Source organism: Mesorhizobium sp. M1C.F.Ca.ET.210.01.1.1, assembly GCF_004791585.1.
In the GTDB taxonomy this organism is placed as follows: Bacteria; Pseudomonadota; Alphaproteobacteria; order Rhizobiales; family Rhizobiaceae; genus Mesorhizobium.
The window spans coordinates 1-290 of sequence record NZ_SRUU01000209.1 but is presented as its reverse complement, the minus strand read 5'-3'; the positions used below and the strand labels follow the sequence as shown (position 1 = coordinate 290).

1 protein-coding gene is annotated in these 290 nt (G+C 64.8%); it reads left to right on the top strand.

Annotation, left to right across the window (positions count from 1 at the left end):
- Nucleotides 1-290, top strand: a 290-nt coding sequence (locus tag EN853_RS33610) for an aldo/keto reductase (RefSeq protein WP_189473202.1), incomplete at both ends; no start/stop codon positions are given.

The following is a 290-nucleotide window of genomic DNA, read 5'->3' as shown; positions in this document are numbered from 1 at the left end:
CATGGATCGACTTGGTCAGCACGCCGGTGAGCGCGAAGGCGATCGCCGATGCACCGTCATGCGCGAGATCGCCAGGAAGCACGATATCAGCGTCGCCACGGTGGCGCTGGGCTATGTGCTGGCCAAGCCGTTCGTGATGAGCGTCATCATCGGCGCCAGCCGCATGGACCAGCTCGAGCAGAACCTTGCCGCGACGGGTCTGAAGCTCGATGGCGACGATCTTGCCAGGCTGGACGAAGTCAGCGCGCTGCCTGCCGCTCCAGCATCCAGCCCGGATATTCGGCAGGCAG